The organism is Ruoffia tabacinasalis (assembly GCF_042652985.1).
GTDB lineage: Bacteria > Bacillota > Bacilli > Lactobacillales > Aerococcaceae > Ruoffia > Ruoffia tabacinasalis.
In genome coordinates, this window is sequence record NZ_JBHSHQ010000059.1 from 1 (window position 1) to 19,002 (window position 19,002).

At 38.2% G+C, this 19,002-nt stretch carries 22 protein-coding genes and 1 pseudogene; 13 read left to right on the forward strand and 10 right to left on the reverse strand.

What is annotated here, in order from left to right; all coding sequences use genetic code 11:
* Positions 1 to 12: 12 nt before the first annotated feature.
* Positions 13 to 225 (reverse strand): helix-turn-helix domain-containing protein, encoded by a 213-nt coding sequence (locus ACFO5Y_RS09560; RefSeq protein WP_197105026.1) that lies wholly within the window; start codon positions 223 to 225, stop codon positions 13 to 15.
* 450 nt (positions 226 to 675) lie between these two features.
* Here ACFO5Y_RS09560 and ACFO5Y_RS09565 point away from each other — a divergent pair, with 450 nt between their 5' ends.
* Positions 676 to 1,341, forward strand: coding sequence for a cytochrome c biogenesis CcdA family protein (locus ACFO5Y_RS09565; RefSeq protein ID WP_138405125.1), 666 nt, complete (start codon positions 676 to 678; stop codon positions 1,339 to 1,341).
* 8 nt (positions 1,342 to 1,349) lie between these two features.
* A complete protein-coding gene (locus ACFO5Y_RS09570) occupies positions 1,350 to 2,018 on the forward strand; it encodes a TlpA family protein disulfide reductase (RefSeq protein WP_197105025.1) in 669 nt (222 codons plus the stop codon).
* Between the two features lie 115 nt (positions 2,019 to 2,133).
* Here ACFO5Y_RS09570 and ACFO5Y_RS09575 read toward each other — a convergent pair whose 3' ends face one another.
* The 7 genes from ACFO5Y_RS09575 to ACFO5Y_RS09605 all read right to left on the reverse strand — a co-directional run bounded on the left by ACFO5Y_RS09575 (position 2,134) and on the right by ACFO5Y_RS09605 (position 8,667).
* Positions 2,134 to 3,477 carry an FGGY family carbohydrate kinase gene (locus tag ACFO5Y_RS09575; protein ID WP_197105024.1) on the reverse strand — a complete coding sequence of 448 codons (1,344 nt, stop codon included), beginning with the start codon at positions 3,475 to 3,477 and terminating at the stop codon, positions 2,134 to 2,136.
* Entirely contained in the window at positions 3,474 to 4,046 is a 573-nt protein-coding gene (locus tag ACFO5Y_RS09580) for a hypothetical protein (RefSeq protein WP_197105023.1), read from the reverse strand. Before ACFO5Y_RS09580 ends, ACFO5Y_RS09575 begins: the two co-directional genes overlap by 4 nt.
* A gap of 191 nt (positions 4,047 to 4,237) precedes the next feature.
* A complete protein-coding gene (locus ACFO5Y_RS09585) occupies positions 4,238 to 4,384 on the reverse strand; it encodes a helix-turn-helix domain-containing protein (protein ID WP_197105022.1) in 147 nt (48 codons plus the stop codon).
* Between the two features lie 309 nt (positions 4,385 to 4,693).
* A complete protein-coding gene (locus ACFO5Y_RS09590) occupies positions 4,694 to 5,155 on the reverse strand; it encodes a threonine/serine exporter family protein (protein ID WP_197105021.1) in 462 nt (153 codons plus the stop codon).
* Between the two features lie 11 nt (positions 5,156 to 5,166).
* A complete protein-coding gene (locus ACFO5Y_RS09595) occupies positions 5,167 to 5,913 on the reverse strand; it encodes a threonine/serine exporter family protein (RefSeq protein WP_197105020.1) in 747 nt (248 codons plus the stop codon).
* Positions 5,914 to 5,973: 60 nt separating this feature from the next.
* The gene (locus tag ACFO5Y_RS09600) at positions 5,974 to 7,854 is read right to left on the reverse strand and encodes a heavy metal translocating P-type ATPase (RefSeq protein WP_197105019.1); all 1,881 of its coding nucleotides are present in this window, start codon (positions 7,852 to 7,854) and stop codon (positions 5,974 to 5,976) included.
* A 102-nt stretch (positions 7,855 to 7,956) separates the two neighbouring features.
* Complete coding sequence (locus tag ACFO5Y_RS09605; RefSeq protein WP_231606935.1) at positions 7,957 to 8,667, reverse strand: Crp/Fnr family transcriptional regulator; 711 nt, start codon at positions 8,665 to 8,667, stop codon at positions 7,957 to 7,959.
* 151 nt (positions 8,668 to 8,818) lie between these two features.
* Between ACFO5Y_RS09605 and ACFO5Y_RS09610 the strand changes: the two genes are divergently transcribed.
* From ACFO5Y_RS09610 to ACFO5Y_RS09650, 9 genes and pseudogenes are all read left to right on the forward strand, one after another.
* Positions 8,819 to 10,720 carry a heavy metal translocating P-type ATPase gene (locus tag ACFO5Y_RS09610; RefSeq protein WP_197105018.1) on the forward strand — a complete coding sequence of 634 codons (1,902 nt, stop codon included), beginning with the start codon at positions 8,819 to 8,821 and terminating at the stop codon, positions 10,718 to 10,720.
* A gap of 21 nt (positions 10,721 to 10,741) precedes the next feature.
* Positions 10,742 to 11,035, forward strand: a complete 294-nt coding sequence (locus ACFO5Y_RS09615) for an iron-sulfur cluster repair di-iron protein, ric (RefSeq protein WP_197105017.1) — start codon at positions 10,742 to 10,744, stop codon at positions 11,033 to 11,035.
* Positions 11,036 to 11,115: 80 nt separating this feature from the next.
* A complete protein-coding gene (locus ACFO5Y_RS09620; protein ID WP_197105016.1) occupies positions 11,116 to 11,349 on the forward strand; it encodes a heavy-metal-associated domain-containing protein in 234 nt (77 codons plus the stop codon).
* A 23-nt stretch (positions 11,350 to 11,372) separates the two neighbouring features.
* Positions 11,373 to 11,630 (forward strand): annotated as a pseudogene (locus tag ACFO5Y_RS09625) (heavy metal translocating P-type ATPase); the annotation flags it as partial.
* Positions 11,631 to 11,651: 21 nt separating this feature from the next.
* Complete coding sequence (locus ACFO5Y_RS09630) at positions 11,652 to 11,945, forward strand: iron-sulfur cluster repair di-iron protein, ric (RefSeq protein ID WP_138405135.1); 294 nt, start codon at positions 11,652 to 11,654, stop codon at positions 11,943 to 11,945.
* A gap of 80 nt (positions 11,946 to 12,025) precedes the next feature.
* Positions 12,026 to 12,259 (forward strand): heavy-metal-associated domain-containing protein, encoded by a 234-nt coding sequence (locus ACFO5Y_RS09635; protein WP_197105015.1) that lies wholly within the window; start codon positions 12,026 to 12,028, stop codon positions 12,257 to 12,259.
* Between the two features lie 511 nt (positions 12,260 to 12,770).
* A complete protein-coding gene (locus ACFO5Y_RS09640) occupies positions 12,771 to 13,166 on the forward strand; it encodes an HTH domain-containing protein (RefSeq protein WP_138404758.1) in 396 nt (131 codons plus the stop codon).
* Positions 13,091 to 13,951 carry an IS3 family transposase gene (locus tag ACFO5Y_RS09645; RefSeq protein WP_197105030.1) on the forward strand — a complete coding sequence of 287 codons (861 nt, stop codon included), beginning with the start codon at positions 13,091 to 13,093 and terminating at the stop codon, positions 13,949 to 13,951. Before ACFO5Y_RS09640 ends, ACFO5Y_RS09645 begins: the two co-directional genes overlap by 76 nt.
* A gap of 7 nt (positions 13,952 to 13,958) precedes the next feature.
* Positions 13,959 to 14,114: an IS3 family transposase gene (locus ACFO5Y_RS09650; RefSeq protein ID WP_197105014.1), complete on the forward strand. Its 156-nt coding sequence runs from the start codon at positions 13,959 to 13,961 to the stop codon at positions 14,112 to 14,114.
* Positions 14,115 to 14,172: 58 nt separating this feature from the next.
* Here the strand turns inward: ACFO5Y_RS09650 and ACFO5Y_RS09655 are convergent, their stop codons facing one another.
* Positions 14,173 to 14,856 carry a response regulator gene (locus tag ACFO5Y_RS09655; protein ID WP_197105013.1) on the reverse strand — a complete coding sequence of 228 codons (684 nt, stop codon included), beginning with the start codon at positions 14,854 to 14,856 and terminating at the stop codon, positions 14,173 to 14,175.
* Entirely contained in the window at positions 14,846 to 16,345 is a 1,500-nt protein-coding gene (locus ACFO5Y_RS09660; RefSeq protein WP_197105012.1) for a Spo0B domain-containing protein, read from the reverse strand. The genes ACFO5Y_RS09655 and ACFO5Y_RS09660 overlap by 11 nt, the downstream gene beginning before the upstream one ends.
* A gap of 143 nt (positions 16,346 to 16,488) precedes the next feature.
* Here ACFO5Y_RS09660 and ACFO5Y_RS09665 point away from each other — a divergent pair, with 143 nt between their 5' ends.
* Together ACFO5Y_RS09665 and ACFO5Y_RS09670 are read left to right on the forward strand one after the other, a co-directional pair.
* Positions 16,489 to 17,796, forward strand: a complete 1,308-nt coding sequence (locus ACFO5Y_RS09665; protein ID WP_197105011.1) for a 2-hydroxycarboxylate transporter family protein — start codon at positions 16,489 to 16,491, stop codon at positions 17,794 to 17,796.
* Positions 17,797 to 17,814: 18 nt separating this feature from the next.
* Positions 17,815 to 18,969, forward strand: coding sequence for an NAD(P)-dependent malic enzyme (locus ACFO5Y_RS09670; protein WP_231606934.1), 1,155 nt, complete (start codon positions 17,815 to 17,817; stop codon positions 18,967 to 18,969).
* Positions 18,970 to 19,002: the final 33 nt, after the last annotated feature.

The following is a 19,002-nucleotide window of genomic DNA, read 5'->3' on the forward strand; positions in this document are numbered from 1 at the left end:
TATTAAGTTTGATCAATGAGAGACTGGTGAAACATTGTATAGTATTTTACACAGGATTATGGACTTGACTTTTTTTTCCCTTCTTAGCTGTCTCTCTTTTATCCATTTATTTATTGTAGAAACACTTCTATCAAATTCATTTGCAATATCATTTATATTTTCTCCTTTTTCAATTCTTTTTATGATAAATAACTTTGTTTTATTATTATATTTATTTCTTTTCATCAGAATCCCCCTCGTAAACTCATATTATTGATACCGAATTTCTTTTCCTAATATTCATAATTCAAATTAAAAAAAGGTATCTTTAAAATACCTTTTAATCATCCAAAGAAACATAACTATAAAACAATTTCTTTTCACTAATTTTCATAGTATTACTGCAATGCGGACTTATTTTCCACTCGCTCTAGCAAAGCTTCAACAGATTATTACACTATGATTTTTCAAACCTAATCTTTGCCAAGTTAGCATATACTAACAGATAATAAATAGGAACGAAATAAACATACAAAACAGCTCCAAGTTGGTTTTCTGTACTTTGGATCATTTTTTTGATGTCTTCATCTTCTTACTTTCTTAACCAATTAAACACGTATTCTCCTTAATTTTCCCGTAGAGCTGTGCTAATATTTATAAGAATGTAATTGTTACTTTAGAAAGGAGTTCGATTGAGTGCAACATTTATTACTAGGGGTTGAAGGTGTTCTTACCTTTATCTCACCGTGTTTACTGCCGATGCTTCCAATCTATATCGCCTACTTAACCGGCCAGACAGACAAAGATTCTGACAAGCAAAAAACGTCTCTTCTACTTCAAGCTATCTTTTTTGTCCTAGGTTTCACGATTGTCTTTATACTAATGGGCATATTCGTCACAACAATCGGGCGGTTTGTACTAATTAATCGCACACTGATTCATTTTATTGCGGGGTCGTTTATGATACTCCTTGGAATTGATTATCTGTTTGGGAACCCAGTTATGAATCGATTGAATATTATGCCTGGCAGTTCCTTAAAACAATCGAACTCTTTTGTGTTTGGTATGATTTTCTCACTTACTTGGACACCTTGTGTCGGGACTTTTCTAGCTAGTGCCCTCTCGTATGCCGCAACCTCTAGCTCTTACCTTGAGTCAGTGACCTTATTATTGAGTTTTTCTTTTGGCTTAGGCATTCCATTTATCTTGAGTGCTTTATTACTTAACGAAATGAACCACGTACTCACGTGGATCAAACAACATTACCGAATCATTCAAACTGTGTCCGCTTTATTTTTAATTGTTATGGGGATTTCGACGATGTTCGGTTGGTTGGAAATGGCTTTAATTTATCTTAGTTAGGAGTAATTATGAAAAAAATCTATCTATATTTAATCGGGTTTGTTGCACTGTTTGCCGTTGCTTTTATTATCTATCAAAGCAACCTCGACAGTCCTGCTGTCTCAGAGGATTTGACCGAAGAACACTTAGTTGTCGAATCTGTCGAATCTGTCGAATCAGTTGAATCAAGTAGCGAAAGTGAGGAAGCACCTACCAACTCTACGTCAGTTTCTGAAGTTTCTGAGGGGTCTGTTGAATCAGAGAGCGAAAGCCAGCTAGTCTGGCAAGGTCCATCAACAACTTACGCTGATAGTGATGGGGATATTATTCGACTTTCACAAAATCTTGGCAAACCAACTATTGTTAACATCTGGGCTTCATGGTGCCCTCCTTGTCGTGACGAGATGCCTTACTTTGAAACGTCTTATCAAGAACATGGTTCAGATATTAATTTTGTAATGTTAAATGCTTTAGAAAGCCGCCCAACAGAAACGAAACAAGCAGCTTTAGAGTTCGCTGATGAGATGAACTTGTCAATGCCGATTTACTTCGACAATAACGCAAGCAATCAAATCGAATTCGCTGCGAACATGTTACCTCTCACGGCTTTGTTAGATGCTGATGGCGAAGTGATTGAAGTCGTGCGAGGCCAAGTCTCGCCTGCTAAATTAAAGCAACTTATCGCAAAAGTATCATAATAAAAAACCATCTAGTCTCTGATGTTTAGACTAGATGGTTTTTTGTTGAGTTGGGGCAACTTGCGACAAATGGATACACGGTTTGGCGTGAGTAAAGCCCGACTCTCTTTTAATTCTACACTTTCTCCAAGTACTTCTTAAACAACGCATCATAACTTTGACCAAATCGAGGTTCGACAATACGGTACTCCCTCGGTAGTTCAATATCTTTAACTACGGCGATACTCCCTAAGGTTTCAGCATTTTTCATTGTTGGGATGTACAATTTGTAACCTAGAATATCTGCAATTAATTGTGGGAAAGCATCTAGTTCTGTTACGCCACCGACTAAACCAATCGCACTAAAATCAGCAAGTTCTTCTAGTGCACTCACATTGTGCTTAATATTGAAGATCATTCCTAGGATAATCGAGAACAACACTGATTCCCTTGAACTCACACGAGTTAAGGCAAATAAATTTCCTGTCGCTCCTTCATCCCAAATAGGTGCGCGCTCGCCATTAAGATACGGTACAAAGACACTCTCTGACTGAGGACGCTGAGCTGCGATGCGATTTAATTCTTCAAAATCGCTATTGAATATTTTGTTAGTCCATGACAAGACATCTGCCCCATTATTACTTGGTAGACCAATTAAGTATTGGTCCTTTTTAATATGATAGGCAAAGTTTTGGTACAGGTTATTTAATTGCGGTTGGTTATTAATGACACGAACGGCGTGACTCGTCCCAATTGAAAGGACAGCGACATCATCGAGATCACTAAAGACATAGTTCGATGAGATTCCATCTGAAGTCCCGATTGTCACTGAAACTTCTGCATTAAACAGCGTATCCATCGCTTTTGCATTGTAATCCACCGCTTCAATTCTTGGTAACTCACTTGTTTCTAAACCAATGTCGGCTAAGGTTATCGCATCCCAAGTTAGCGATTCTAAGTTTAATAATCCGCTACTTGAAGCATTACTAATATCAATCACCCATTCACCCGTTAATCGGTAGAATAGTAAATCTTTTAAAGAACTGACCCGTTTACCCTTTTCATATACACTTAATAATTTAAAGTACGGATTCATACTATGGATGGGTGTTCCAGTTCGGTTGTACTGAATCGTTAATGCTTCGTTGCTTTGCTTTTTAATAATTTCAGCTCCGCGAGTATCTGCCCAAGTCAAGACGCCTCCTGATAACGTACCGTCCTCATTGATTAACTGAACACTATGCATGGCTGTTGTGAGGATGATTTCTAATTGCTCTACTTCATTTACGATAATTAAATGTTTGATGCCATCCAACACATTGTCCCAAATTTCTTCAAAATCCATTTCAAAAATCGTGTCGTCTTGATTAATATTTAAATGTGGGTATTTCACCATATCGACAACTTGGTAGTCAGAATTAAATAAATTAATTTTGATATTCGTTGTACCGATGTCGACACTTGCTATAAATTCGCTCAATATTCCTTATGCCCCCCAAAGTTATAGCGCATGGCCGATAGGACTTGGTTTGAGAATGGTAGCTCCGTTAATGACGCATTTCGTTTCATTAGTGATAAAGAAATAACCGGTGTTGGGACTTCTTCTTGTAAAGCTTCGCCAACCATCCATTTTGCTTCGCCTGAGGCATGCACTTTCTGATTAAATTGTGTGAGTTGCGTATCTTTTGCTAACTCTTCATGAATATTATCCATTAATGCAGATTCAATAATCGATCCGTAGCTCCAATTGTGTGTAACTTGACTTAAGTCAAAATCAAATTGCTTTTGTGTATTTAAAAGCTCTAAACCTTCTGCGATTGCTTGCATCATACCATATTCAATCCCATTATGGACCATTTTTAAATAATGTCCACTTCCAGGTTCTGGGTAAAAATCAATCTCGATGTCGGCTTTTTTGAAGTCTCCTTTTAAATCATTCATTGTGACTTTAGTAGGCTCTCTAGCGGGTAATAGTAGAAAGATAATATTCTGCTTTTCTACTACTAAAAGTTCCTGAATACAAGCGATATAAGTCAGTTTGTTATCCACATATATCTCAGACATATTAGGATTGATGTCGAAACCATTAATTACCTTTCCTTGTTTAACTCATTGAATTTCTGAAAGAAAGCATTCAACACAAAGCGTACACGGTCGGTAGTAACGCTGAGAAAAACTGAATCTTCAAAGGTCGTTTTCTGAGTTTCATTTTTATACTTGCGCCAAAGTCTTTTAGCAGATTATTCAATGACTAAATGATTTCTAATTGTCTTGTTAGATACGTCAGCTTTTTGAGCAATTTCTTTACTTGGGACAAACTGTTTCTTATGTTCAAATAAAAATTGCACAATTTGTAACTCTACATTATTTAGTTGTGTATGATTCATATATATTCGACTCTCTCTAATTTCTTTATTTATATTTTTTTAAATTCTTCACCTACCATTCTAACAATCTTTATAAAAGTATTATTATAAAATTGTATTATTTTTGCGTTAAGTAAAGTGTATGCCTTACAAACGGCTCTGTAAAGGTTTTCATAAACTGTCATTTTCCACTATGAAGTGGAACTTTTTATCTAAGACTTGTCATTACCTCTTTCAACCGGATTTAATTGCATAATAAAATAACCCTAAGATAAGTCAAAGTCAAAATAAAATCCCCACTAAAGTATTTCACTCTAGTGAGGTTTCTGATTATCTACTCTTCAATTTTTCTTGTTTTCTAAGCCGTCTGGCTGTGATTTCATTTTCAATTAATTTAACGACCATGAAGCCAAGCACAATAGCACCTGCGGTCCATAACACGTCCATCATATAGTTCATACCGGCCATGTAATTCTCCTCCACTACCGAGCGAACGGCCATATAAGCAGCTCCTCCGGGGACAAGTGGCACAATGGCTGGTGTGTTTAAAGTGATGACTGGTAGGCGTAATTTTCTAGATAAGACGATACATATTAACCCAATCACAACGGATCCTACAAAATTCGATATCGCTAAGTCGTCAATGGCGCGGTTAATCGCCCAGAAACTCACCCAGCCTAAGGTTCCCGCCAATCCCCCAAAGAAAATCCCTCTTCGAGGACCATTTAAAATAATTCCAAAAGATACACTGGCTATAAAACTAAAGATAATTTGTTCAATAAATTCAGTCATTCGCTAACCCCTTAAGAAAACCATTGTAAAGTCATCGCAATACCAATACCGATGACCGTAGAGATTAAAATCGCTTCAACTACACGAACCATACCGGTCAGTAAATGCCCTTCGAATAAGTCTCTCATTCCGGAAGTGATAGCTAGACCGGGAACAAGTGGCATAATACAACCGATAATTAAACTGTCCAAATTAGCGACAAACCCCATTCGGTAACATAGAACTGAGGCGATTGATATCAAGAAGGAAGCTGTTAAATCATTGATGAATTTCATCTCTGTTCGGACATAAATACGGTTAGATGTGAAGTAACCAAGTGACCCGATAATAAAAGCCGTTAAAACATCACTATAAGTCCCACCGAGTAAAAGCATTAATGATAAACTCGCTAAACCAGCCGCAAGCATTCGGTAATATTTATTAAATTCAGGTGTTTGTAAATCCACTGATTGCAGTGCTTTATACAAATAAATCAAAGAAATTTTATCTTCAGCATACATACGTGAATATCGATTCGTCGCATCAATTTTCTCTAAATTAATTGAACGATTTCGAGCTTGAGTCATTTGAGACGTCGACTCATCATTAATACTCATAAAAATTCCGGTCGCAGTCACATAGCTTTCCGTGTCGAATTTCTTACTATTTTTTGCAATTCTTTGCATCGTATCTTCTACACGATAGGCTTCTGAACCCGATTCCATCATAATTCGTCCTGCAAGTAAGGTTGTTTTTAGCAGTAAATTTTTATTATCCATCAAGATCACCTCTTAGTATAAAGGATAACATAAAATCCAATACTTGCATTAGAACTCGCTTTAATTTTTAAGAGAGGTCACTTCCACTGATTCCTGATGCGTATTCTCTTGGGTATCTTTTTCCGCCAATAGTCGCAAACCATTAAGAATGACTAATATTGTTGAGCCTTCGTGAAAGACGACTCCCATCGGCAAGTCAAGAATTCCAATAATATTTAATATGACGAGTATCACAATCACAGAAATTGAGAAGAGGATGTTTTGTTTAATGATGCGATTCAATTTCCCGCTAAGTTCATAACTATAGAAAAGTTTGGCTAAGTTATTCTTAACAATGACAACGTCAGCCGATTCCATAGCAACAGAAGAACCAGAACCCATCGCAATACCAATATCCGCTCCGGCAAGCGCTGGCGCATCATTAATACCATCGCCAATCACCCCAACGACGTGGCCCGCTTGATGTTCCGTTTGCACACGTTTGATCTTATCTTCAGGTAAGCAGGATGCTTGGAATGATTTAATGCCGACTTCGTCTGAAACCAGTTTCGCCACTTTGGGATTATCACCGGTAATAAGTTGTACGTCGACTCCTTCTTTTTGAAATTGCCCAACAGCGTATTTTGCTTCACTGCGCACTTGGTCTGCTAGCACGAAGTAGCCGACAATCTCTTGCCCTTGACCAACGAAGATCGTTGTATAGCCTTGTTCAACTTGCTTACGGTAACCATTGGGATCATTAAATGTGTCAAAGTAAGACGGTTTCCCTACGACAATATCGCCTTTTTGCATACCGACGGCAACAATCTCTTCAACCATTTCATTTTGGTCCACACTATCGAGGGATAAATCGCTGTATGATGTACTAATGGCTTCCGCTATCGGATGGCTAGACGTCTGTTCCATAAAGACGACTTCTTTCAGAATCCGTTCGGGCACTTGATAGTCCACCACTTTGAATTCTCCAAACGTTAATGTCCCCGTTTTATCAGAAAGTAAAATATCCATGGTGTTCAAGGCTTCCATCGCTGCCCCACCTTTGAATAGAATCCCATTCTTAGCCCCATTACTAATCGCCGATAAAGTTGCTGGTGTGGCTGAGGCTACTAATGCACACGGACTGGCAACTGTGAGTAGCACCATCCCGCGATAAAAGGCATCCTGAAATGACATTGATCCAATCAGCATTAATAATATGATAAAGACCGGTACTGCAAGCAAGACACCAATGACATATTTTGATTCGAGTCGGTCAATCATCCGCGATATTTGCGACGGACGACTTTGAGCTTCTTCAACCATTCGTACAATATTTGAAAAGACGGTTTCTTTGCTTGTTTTACTGACTGTGAGGTAGATAGAATTCCCTTCATTAATTGTCCCCGCAAAGACTTCTTCACCTTTGTCTTTCTCGACAGGTAAGGATTCCCCTGTTAAAGCCGCTTCATTGACAGTTGTTGTTCGGTCAAGGTAGCCATCGATGGGTAGTTGAGCCCCTTTCGCTACCACAACAACTTCTCCAATGCTTAATTGAGACGTTGGCACCTCAACGACATCGCCATTTTCCTTTAATAATTGGGCTGTATCAGGCACCTGCCCCATGAGTTCCTCAATCGCTCTAGTCGATTTATTCATTGCGAAATCTTCTAAGAATTCTGCACCCGCGAAGATGAATAGGAGCATCGCTCCTTCAGATTCATAACCAATCAACAAAGCACCAATAGCAGCGAGTACCATTAATAAATCGACATTCGGTGATTTATCTTTTAAAGTTTCAATGACCGCATCTTTGGTCGCAAAGAAACCTAAGAAAAAGATTGCTGCATAAAAGAACAGGCGACTTAGAACTGGATTCGTAAATGAAATAAAACCTAACACTAGTAAAATAGTACCGATTAACAGAAATTGACCTTCACGTTGTTTTAAAATGTAAGACATCATTTTTAACACATCCATTTCTTATAATAAAATTTTATACCATGTATCTATTATACACTAAAACACCCTAAGAATGTCGTCTTTTAGGGTGTTTGGACCATTAATTTATTGTTCGCTATATAGTAATAATTCATCTACATCGACTATTTTAATTTTCTTGGGCGTTAATTGTTCGATTAACCCTGCTTGTTCAAGTTCCTTGAATTTTCGACTGATTGTTTCTGGTGTTGTTCCTAAGTATGAAGCGATATCTTTTCGCGTCATTTCTAACTCAATGATTTGTTCTGAAGCTGGGCCTACTACATTTTCAGCTAGAAACATTATCAATCGGTTTCCGACCTGGTCTTCGGCCACTTTAACCGTTTGTCTTTCTGAACTTTCAAGCCGTTGCGACATTTCTGCGAGTAGTTTCATTGTTATGGTTGGGTAATTCGTTAAGAATGCTTGGATATCTGCTTGACCAATCGTACAGACTACAGTGTCTTGAGTTGCTTGAGCATAGGCTTCGTGGACGCCGCCAGGGTTAAAAATCGTCCACTCTCCCATGAAATCTCCGGGGTGTAGAATGCGAATTAGTTGTTCTTTTCCTGATTCAGATAATAGAAAGATTCGGACTTTCCCTCGATTCACTATATATAAGGTATCGTCTTTTTCTTGCGCTCGGAATAAATAATCACTTCGTTTAAACACTTTTGTCGTCGCTCGCTCTGCTATCTCATCCATCGCATCGTCTTCTAAATGATTAAAAATCGGCACGAGGCGAATGCAAGCTGCATGGTTTCCGGGTTCATGGTGGTAATGGTGGTGTTGACTCATAATTTGCTTCCTCCTATATATACTCTTTTCTTTATAGATAGTATACCACCTAATTCTTTTGAAATCTTGATGTCGGTCAATTCTTTATTTTGTAAGCCCCTCTATACTAGTATTTGTAAGGCAAACAAATATTACTTGGAGGTAAAAAAATATGCAAAGATTTATTTTGAGTCAAAAAAAGCTCATTACTTTACTCAGTGGAATTTTAATTGCGATTGGTTTCTTTAGTCACTTTGTCTTGAATAATGCCATATTATTCAATGTTACTTTCATTATTGCTTCAATTCTCGGTGTTCTACCGATCGCTATTCAGGCCTATCAAGCTTTGAAGGTAAAAGTCGTCAGTATTGATGTGCTTGTTACGATTGCAGTTATTGGCGCCTTCTTAATTCAAAATTTTGAAGAGTCAGCGATTGTCACTTTCCTATTCCTATTCGGATCGTATTTGGAACAAAGAACTTTAAATCAAACGCGTTCTGCAATTAAAGAGTTAACCAATATGGCCCCAGAAAGTGCCTTACTTTTAACAGACAGTGGCGAGTTTGAAATGGTTGATGTGGATGAAGTCGATGAAGGCGACACATTACTCGTTAAGACCGGGGCCAAAGTGCCTGTCGATGGAACCGTTCTAAGTGGCGAAGGCCACATTAATGAAGCGAGTATTACTGGTGAAGCTGTTCCAGTGACAAAACAACTGAACTCGGAAGTTTTTGCCGGAACAATCTTAGAAAACGGGACACTCCAAATCCGCGCAGATAAAGTAGGAGAAGATACAACTTTCGGTAAAATTATTGAATTGGTTGAAGAAGCCCAAGACTCTAAGTCAGAAGCGGAGCGCTTTATCGACCGCTTCTCAAAATATTACACACCGATTGTATTACTCCTGGCCTTTGTCGTTTGGATTTTCACACAAAATGTTGAGTTAGCCATCACAATTCTAGTTCTTGGTTGTCCAGGTGCCTTAGTCATTGGAGTACCAGTATCAAACGTTGCTGGAATTGGGAACGGCGCACGTAACGGTATCTTATTAAAAGGGAGCGAAGTGATTCACGACTTCAGTCGCGTTGACACAATTGTCTTTGACAAAACTGGGACACTCACAGTTGGAAACCCTGAAGTCGCTGAACGATTGAGTTACGGGGATGACGACGATTTAACTCTAAGTTACTTAGCAAGTGTGGAGAACGAATCTGATCACCCTCTAGCTAAAGCTATCTTAAATGACATCGGCTCAGTGTCATTCTTACCTGTTGACCAGACTGATGTCGTTAAAGGTGGCGGGATTGTTGCTCACATTGACCAAAAACGTGTCGCTGTTGGAAACCCTGCATTAATGGAGAAAGAACAGATTTCTTTAACTAGCCAGATGCAAGCTGATATTGAACGTCTTGAAAGAAACGGAAACTCAATTGTTATTACAGCTGTTGATGGTGTTGTGAAATACGTCATGGGAATTCGTGACCAAATCCGTCCAGGCGTAAAACAAGATCTACAAAAACTCAAAGACTTCGGCGTGAAAAACTTAGTCATGCTATCGGGTGACAACCAAGGTACTGTTGATTTAGTGGCAAAACAACTTGGTTTAACTCAAGCGCACGGTCACATGTTACCTGAAGATAAATCAGCTCATATCAAGAAGTTACAAGAACAAGGTCAAATCGTCGCTTTCGTCGGAGATGGTGTAAACGATAGCCCGTCACTTGCCTTAGCAGATATTGGAATTGCAATGGGTAGCGGAACCGACGTGGCGATCGAAACTTCAGATGTTGTTCTAATGAACTCAGACTTCAGCCGCCTGCCACACGCTTTAGGTTTAACACGCGCTACTGCTCGGAATATGACACAAAATATTATCATTGCAATTGGTGTTGTTGCCATCTTAGTTGCGAGTCTATTCTTTAGTAACTGGATGAATATGTCGATTGGAATGTTAGTCCATGAAGCAAGTATTTTAGTTGTTATTTTCAATGGAATGCGCTTATTAAGATACCGTCTTAAAGATTCATCAAATAAAATGGAATCAAAACAAAATGCTACTCAAACAGCAAAATGAGAAAAAGAAAGAGGATAAAAAATGACAAAATTTAATGATTATATCAACACAAACGCAGAGAAATTAGACTTATACACTACAGCCATCACACGTGCACACGGAAAGAATCACCCTGAAGCCTTTGATGTTCGCGATATCTATGTTCGTATTCAAGACAAAACTCAAGCCGCTGGGGAGGTCCAACCGGATCTAAATACAGAATTCACAACCCTTAGAGAAATTTCTGATAACTACGCAATCCCTGATGATGTTTGCGGAACGTATGCGGCTGTTTACACCATGTTAAAAGAAGCCGACTCACTTTATTTAAGTTAAATCTTGACCGTCGTCAATGACACCTCATTCCAAATAACATACACTATATATAGAATAAAAAAGAAAAAGGAGAATGTATTATGTCACAAGGAATTATTACTTTAGAAACTCTTTCATGTCCATCATGTCTACAAAAAATCGAAGCCGCTGTTAAAGCACTTAACGGTGTTGACGCAGACAGTCTGAAAGTCCTATTCAACTCAAGTAAAGTTAAAGTGAAATTCGATGACCAAGCACTAGAAATCTCAGATATTGAAAAAGCCATTGAAGACATGGGCTACCCAGTTATTAAATCAGTTGTCAAAGCAGCTTAAGACATAAAAAAAGCATCCGGCGCCTGCCACACGCTTTAAGTTTAACACGCGCTACTGCTCGGAATATGACACAAAATATTATCATTGCAATTGGTTTCGTTGCCATCTTAGTTGCGAGTCTATTCTTTAGTAACTGGATGAATATGTCGATTGGAATGTTAGTCCATGAAGCAAGTATTTTAGTTGTTATTTTCAATGGAATGCGCTTATTAAGATACCGTCTTAAAGATTCATCAAATAAAATGGAATCAAAACAAAATGCTGCTCAAACAGCAAAATGAGAAAAAGAAAGAGGATAAAAAATGACAAAATTTAATGATTATATCAACACAAACGCAGAAAAATTAGACTTATACACGACAGCCATCACACGTGCACACGGAAAGAATCACCCTGAAGCCTTTGATGTTCGCGATATCTATGTTCGTATTCAAGACAAAACTCAAGCCGCTGAAGAGGAACAACCGGATCTAAATACAGAATTCACAACCCTTAGAGAAATTTCTGATAACTACACAATCCCTGATGATGTTTGCGGGACGTATGCGGCTGTTTACACCATGTTAAAAGAAGCCGACTCACTTTATTTAAGTTAAATCTTGACCGCCGTCAATGACACCTCATTCCAAATAACATACACTATATATAGAATAAAAAAGAAAAAGGAGAATGTATTATGTCACAAGGAATTATTACTTTAGAAACTCTTTCATGTCCATCATGTCTACAAAAAATCGAAGCCGCCGTTAAAACTCTTAACGGTGTAGACCAAGATAGTCTGAAAGTCCTATTCAACTCAAGTAAAGTTAAAGTGAAATTCGATGACCAAGCACTCGAAATCTCAGATATTGAAAAAGCCATTGAAGACATGGGCTACCCAGTTATTAAATCAGTTGTCAAAGCAGCTTAAGACATAAAAAAAGCATCCGGAAAGTTAGATTCCGGATGCTTTTTTGTTTGTAGAGGGTTTGGGTGGTGACTTGTGCCAAATGGCTAGTTCATTTGGCTTGAGTTCACACAACTAAAGACAAACCGCAAGTCCATTTGGTTTGAGTTCGACCAACTCAGGACAAACCGCATCTCCATTTGGCTTGAGTTCGACCAACTCAGGACAAACCGCATCTCCATTTGGCTTGAGTTCGACCAACTCAGGACAAACCGCATCTCCATTTGGCTTGAGTTCGACCAACTCAGGACAAACCGCACATTTATTTGGCTTGAGTTCACACAACTCAGGACAAACCGCTACTCCTATACTGGTCCTATGAACGTGGACAATCTGAACCACACTCATTTCATTCGTGAACTAAGTTAATTTCTGTCATAATAATCGTAGACTCAAAGGTATAAAGACCAAATATTTGTAGACAATCCGTCATACGTTGAAATTTTTAGTGAACCAAAAAGAAAGGTGAGTAATCATGGGAATATATAGTCCAGAAGTCGTCGAAATATTGAAGCAATCACCGTATATAGAAAATGTGAGTGAGCATGTAATTCAATATGGTGATGCATTTAAACAGGAGTTTTATTGTTTATCTCAACAAGGCCACAAACCCAAGGATATATTTTTATCATTGGGTCTTGACCCAGCGCTCCTCGGAAGTAATGTGATACGGAGTTTTGTAAGGAGCATGAAGGATTTCCAGCCCAAATTAAATCAGGCAGGCCAACCAATCAGTATCACGCGATCATTGATTGAAAAGGATGAGGAAATTGAAAAACTAAAGTTTGAAGTGAAATTTCTAAAAAAAAAGAGGCTCATCGACTTGGGAATGTTTCCGAAAGAGAAGCCAAACGACACTACTTTAGACTGATTCAAGAGACATTTGAATCCCCAACTAACACGTGGACCATTGAAGCGCTCTGTCGTTTTTGTGGTGTATCAAAAAGCGGCTACTATCGATGGAAAAAGATTACTCAGGTGAATATTGAAAAGCGAGAACGTGAAGATCAAGTGGCTTTTTCTTTAATCCTAGAGGCATTTAATTACCGTCAAAAGCCCAAAGGACAGCGACAAATATTGATGCATTTAGCTCACAATCGCACCCCGATGTGCCGCAGTAAAATTCGTCGATTGATGAAGAAATTCAATTTAGTGTGTCCGATTCGTAAGCCTCGTTTTCAACGCCAAGTATCTGCGGAGTATCAGGCTGAACATGTCAAACCCAACTATGTTAAACGTGAGTTTAGAGCTTACGGACCGCGTTCCGTGCTGTTGACGGATATTACTTATTTGCCGTATGGCAGGCAGAAGTGGGCGTATTTAGCGACGGTTAAAGATGCCTTTACGAACGAAATTCTGTCTTATGAACTCAGCCCGATGCTTCATATTGCGTTTGTTTTGAAGATGATACGACAACTTATCGCCCAGCATCCGGTGAGTTTAGCGACGCAAACTCTGATTCATTCAGATCAAGGGAGTCACTTTACCAGTGTGAAATTTCAGTACCTTGTGGAGAATAATGGGTTAATTCAATCGATGTCCCGACGTGGCAATTGTTGGGACAATGCCCCTCAGGAATCTTTTTATGGACATATGAAAGACGAGATTGACCTCGCTTCGTGTGAAGATTATGAGGACGTAAAAAAAGCTCATTGAAGAGTATATGGATTACTACAACAATAAGCGTTACCAATGGAACTTAGCGAAGCTAAGCCCTATTCAATATTATCAGTTTTGTACTACCAATGTCTATCCTTTAGCAGATATTTATTCAACACCTGCATTACCGCACATCAGAACGATTGAAATTGAAGAGTAGCTGCACTCAAAATGTGGCTCAAATAGTCCTTGACTATAGGACCAGTTCACAAATTCAATTAATCATTACTTTTATACAAGGTAGTTGGTCTTCCAATCTCGCCATATATTGTTTCAGCGACGAGATGCTGATTATCGAGTAAGAATTGGATATATTTACGAACGGTAACATGCGATAAATTAGCTTGTTGAGTGAGTTCTTCAATTGTAAAAGGCTGATTAATTTGGCTAATAATATTTAATATATGTTTCAAAGTTTTATGTGAGATACCTTTCTCAAGCGGTTGGCTTTGAATATCATCAGCATGAAAATGAGTCCAATAAAGCTTATCGAGCTCCTCTTGATTGAAGACTTCGCGTTGCTGAATTAAAAGAGATTTTTGTTTGAATTGATTCAAGCTTTGTTTAAAGCGTTCGAATTTAAAGGGTTTTAAAATATAGTCAATTGCCCCGAAAGAAGCGGCTATCTCGACTGTTTTGGCACGATTTTCGGCTGAGATAATGATGAATTCTGTAGATATATTTTGAGAGCGAATCCACCGAACTAAGTCGATGCCTGATTCGCTTTTTAGATTAATATCAATTAGAACTAGATCAATCGCTTGCGTTAATAAAATATCTTGAGCCTGAATTAATGATGGGACAGTAGCTAGGACGCTAAAGTTTGACACACGTTCAACATAACGTTGGTTAATAAGTGATACCATTGGATCATCTTCAACAATTAATACATTAAACTTCATCTATATTCTCCTCGTAATCCATTGTAAAAGTCAGTGATAAATAGTTGTCTTCATGATGCATGTTCATATTGACTGTTTGTAAATTATTTTCTAAGTACTGATGCAAGGAAGGGATATTTCCTTTAATGAGTAAGCGAGTAATTAACTGGCCACCACGAACGTTTAATTCAAGATCAAGCGATATATCGGTTTGGGTATGCCTTTGTATCAACGTATCTTGAATTGTTTTGATAGTGTCCATCCACAAATGATTTGTTTGGGCATTATTTGTATTAGGTATTTCGGATAGGATATTGATGGTTGTATTAGGGTAAAGGGTCTTTAATTGGCGCCCGAGGCCGATTAATTTCCCAGCTATAATTGGATTATGAACCATCATAGAGATTCGAACCGTTAAAGTGTCTTCTTGAGTGATTAATGAATCTAAATATGACTCGAGTTCAGTGTAATCTTTCAAATCTGTTAAACCATATATAACATGAAGCTTATTCAAAAAGTCATGTGCTTGAGCTTGTAATAAATAAGCGTACTGTGACGTTGAATAAAGTTGGTTTAGCAATGTATAGATTTCTGTTGCATCGCGAATAATATAAATATACCCAATCAATTCCTCTTTGACGATAATCGGAGTTTGAGAGAAAATGTAGTCTTTATTGTTAAATTGCAAGACGGAATTATTTTGTTCATCCACTGCTATATCAGGGAAAATTTTGTCCAAATAGGATGTAGAATGAGCCAAATCAATATTAAAATGCTGGATGGCTTCATTGTTTGCTAGTGTAATTTGCTTGTTTTGATTAGTGACAATGACTGAATCGTGGCTGTATTCAAACATTGCGTTTCGCTCTTCAAAACGTTGAGCGATTTCATTGGGTTCCATATTAAATAGTTGAAGTTTAATGGAGTAGGCAACTAAAGTTGCTAGTAATAAGCCAATGATAATACTTGCAACAAAGCCCAAAGTTATCTGTCGGTTAAATTGTTGGTTAATCTGATCCAAGCTTTGGTTCGTCTTTCCAGCAACAACAGCACCGATAATGTTTTGCTTATCAAAAACTGGCACAAAAGACCTTAATGACCTACCTAATGTTCCCTCGCCAGTTGATGTATATTCCTCGCCAGCAAGAGCAGGCAATTCATCTCCACCAGCGAAATTTTCGTAGATCATTGCTTTATCAGGATGGGTTAATCGAATGCTATCCTTAGTAATAATAACAACGTAATCGAGATTGAATTGTTCTCGAATAGAGAGCGTATATTCCTGCAGAACTGGATTAGACTGATCGTCTAATAGACTATTTTTAACGATACTTTGTGTGCTCACAGCTTGAGCAATATCCAAAAGATGAGTGCTTTCTGTTTTTAGAACGGCCTCTTTATTTAATTGACGATTAATTAAATAAAAACTTCCCATTGTTACGATAATAACTGACAAAATCATAATGGATAATTTAGTCAGTAGACGTAGTTTACTCCAATACTTTAACATGATTTGCCCCCTTTCTAAGAGTATATCTTGTAAGTTGAAGAAGTTCAAATAACGCTTAAAAAACTTAAATAAATCAAAGGGAGTTTAATTATGGGCTATAATGAATTCGGTTACAAAACAGGATTCAAATTAAGGGGGAATGAATGATGGATGCAGTGGACAGTAGACTGCCAGTGTGGAAGCAACTTAGTCAAACTAAGGTTGGGCCTTTACAGTTACCGTGGTTTGTTGCATTTTCGATAGTTATATTTTTAGCTATCTATACTGAGACAGTTCCGGTTGATATGTTGGGTGGTTTTGGAATAATTTTAAGCTTAGGGTGGCTACTCGGAAAGATTGGAGGAGTCATACCTGGGTTAAATAAATTTGGAGGGTCAACGATTCTCTCGATGCTCGTACCGGCGGTACTGGTTATGTACAATCTATTACCAGATAATTCCATTCAAGCGGTGACGATGTTAATGAGTGAGGCGAATTTTCTAGATCTATATGTTTTCTCTTTAGTAACAGGAAGTATTTTAGGGATGAATCGTCAAGTATTGGTTCAAGGTTTCGCCCGAATGGTTATTCCGATGTTAGTAGGGTTGGTTTTGGCAATGCTTATTCCAGCTGTCATAGGTCAATTCATTGGCTTGGGATTTGAAGATACGTTGTTTAATATTGTGACACCATCAATGGCTGGAGGAATTGGTGGTGGAGTTCTACCTTTAGCTTTAGGATATAGTGATATCCAAGGAATTGATTATGGTGAGATGGTAGCGACGTTGGCACCCGCATCGATTCTAGCTAACTTTTTCTCTATTGCTGGAGCGGCAATTGTGAGCCAATTAGGTGAGAGGCAACCTGCATTAACGGGTCAAGGTCAGCTTGTGAGACAAGGGGAAGATATGGTTATAGAAAATAACCGCAAAGAAACGCCGGTCAACTACCAATCGATAGGTATTGGATTGTTCTTGTTGGTAGCTGTCTATCTACTCGGGAATATCCTCCAAGGTATTATCGGCTTGCCTGCAGCAGTAATTGTCATCTTTGTTAGTACGGTTCTAAAATATTTTGATGTTTTACCTCGTTCGGTAGAAGATGGTGCCAAACAGTTGAATGGATTAATTTCAAATGTTTTTACAGCACCTTTAATGGTAGGTTTAGGAATTATTTACTTGGACTTACAAGCAGTATTAGATATTTTAACGTGGCAATATTTAATCGTTGTCGTTTCGGTAGTTGTTGTTTTAGGATTAACAGGATTAATATTAAGTAAATATTTAAACATGTATCCTGTCGAGGCATCCATATTATCGCTGAACCAGTCTGCGATGGGAGGAACGGGAAATGTTGCGATTTTAGCAACATCAGATCGTCAAAGTTTAATGCCATTTGCTCAAGTAGCAACGAGAATTGGTGGGGCAATTACAATTAGTTTAATGATTACATTAATGAAATTATTCGGATAAAGAAAGGAAATGATATATATGGTAGATGTAAGAAAAGAAGCACTAAAGATGAGTGAGCAATTAGGCGGTAAAATTGAGGTCAACGCAAAAGTAAGTATCACAAATATGGAAGAATTATCCATTGCTTACACACCAGGGGTTGCGGCTGTTAGTTCTGCAATTGCTGAGAATAAAGCTGATGTTTACAAATACACAACGAAAAGAAACTTAGTGGCAGTTGTTACTGATGGTTCAGCAGTACTTGGTTTGGGAAATATTGGACCTGAAGCAGCGATTCCTGTTATGGAAGGAAAAGCAGCGTTGTTTAAAGCCTTCGCGGATGTAGATGCGGTGCCTATCTCACTAGACACACAAGATGTCGAAGAGATTATCTCACATGTTAAAGCAATTGCACCTTCATTCGGTGGAATTAATCTAGAAGACATTAGTGCACCACGTTGCTTTGAAATTGAGAGACGTTTGAAAGAAGAATTGGATATTCCAGTATTTCATGACGATCAACACGGTACTGCCATTGTAGTTCTCGCTGCATTGTATAATGCGCTTAAAGTAGCAGGTAAAGAACTCGAATCGGCTAAAATTGTAATTAATGGTGGAGGCTCTGCTGGTACAGCGATTGTTAAGAAAATGTTAGCAGCTGGCGCAAAAAATATTGTTGTATGTGATATTGATGGAGCAATCTCAAAAGATGATCCTAGTTTAAGTGAAGCTCATAAGGAATTAGCTAATCTGACGAATCCAAATAATATCCAAGGAACACTGGAAGAAGCTATTAAAGAAGCTGATGTATTCGTTGGTGTATCTGCACCAGGAGTACTTAAGAAAGAATGGATTGCAACAATGAACGACAAGCCAATTATATTTGCAATGGCGAATCCAACTCCAGAAATTATGCCTGATGAAGCAAAAGAAGGTGGAGCATTTATTGCAGCAACAGGTCGAAGCGACTTCCCTAACCAAATTAATAATGTGCTAGCATTCCCAGGAATCTTCCGTGGAGCTTTAGATGCTCATGCATCAGACATTACTGAGGAAATGCAATTAGCAGCCGCACGAGGAATTGCGAGTGTTATTCCAGAAGATGAGTTAAGTGTTGAAAATATTATACCAAATGCATTCAATCCTGAGGTTGCCAAAGTGGTAGCTGATAGTGTACGCAATGCGTCGAAATAATTAGAAGATGAAGACTAGGGCGAGTGAGCCTTG